This window comes from Burkholderia sp. PU8-34, assembly GCF_053427725.1.
On record NZ_JBSAXC010000054.1, the window covers coordinates 1 to 1,076 of the forward strand.

Consider the following 1,076-nt stretch of genomic DNA (forward strand, 5'->3'; position numbering starts at 1 on the left):
CGGTGCGGTGTAACTCATGTTGCTCCTCCGTCTTCTGCTTATGGCGAAAAAAAAGGGGCGCTCGTCGCGCCCCTCGTGTCGTGTGCTTATCGCTGCAGCATCATGCACAGCGCGTCGCGCCGCGTCAGCCCAGTTCGTTCACGAGTTCCGGAACGAGCGTGAACAGATCGCCGACGAGACCGTAGTCTGCGACGCTGAAGATCGGTGCTTCGGGATCCTTGTTGATCGCGACGATTACCTTCGAATCCTTCATGCCGGCCAGATGCTGGATCGCGCCCGAGATGCCGACCGCGATGTATAGCTGCGGTGCGACGATCTTGCCGGTTTGACCCACCTGGTAATCGTTCGGCACGTAGCCCGCGTCGACGGCCGCGCGCGATGCGCCGAGTGCAGCCTGCAGCTTGTCCGCCAGCGGCTCCAGCACCTTCGTGTAGTTCTCGCCGCTGCCCAGGCCACGACCACCCGACACGATGATGCTCGCGCTGGTGAGTTCCGGACGGTCCAGCTTCGTCACTTCACGGCTCACGAACTGCGAAATGCCGGCATCTGCCGCCGCTTCGATCTTCTCGACCGCTGCGCTGCCGCCTTCCGCTGCAACCGGATCGAAGCCCGTCGAACGCACCGTGATCACCTTGATCGCGTCGCTCGACTGCACCGTCGCAATCGCATTGCCCGCGTAGATCGGGCGCTCGAACGTGTCGGCCGAATCGACCGCCGTGATGTCCGAGATCTGCGCAACGTCCAGCTTCGCAGCGATGCGCGGCGCGATGTTCTTGCCGTAGGCCGTCGCCGGCGCCAGGATGTGCGAGTAATCCTTCGCGATGTTCAGCGCGGTGGCCTCGACGTTTTCCGCGAGGCCCGCGGCCAGTTGCGGCGCGTCGGCCAGCAGGACCTTGCTGACACCTGCAATCTTCGCCGCTGCATCCGCAGCCGCTTGCGCATTGTGACCCGCGACCAGCACGTGAATGTCGCCGCCGATCTTCTGAGCAGCAGCGACCGTGTTCAGCGTCGCTGCCTTGATCGACGCGTTGTCGTGTTCGGCAATAACCAGAATCGTCATTTTCTTTCCGCTCCCT

1 protein-coding gene is annotated in these 1,076 nt (G+C 63.2%); it reads right to left on the reverse strand.

Annotated features, from left to right (window positions below; translation table 11 throughout):
- Nucleotides 1-124: 124 nt before the first annotated feature.
- A complete protein-coding gene (locus ACV22Z_RS35655; RefSeq protein ID WP_448080930.1) occupies nucleotides 125-1,060 on the reverse strand; it encodes an electron transfer flavoprotein subunit alpha/FixB family protein in 936 nt (311 codons plus the stop codon).
- Between the last annotated feature and the right edge of the window lie 16 nt (nucleotides 1,061-1,076).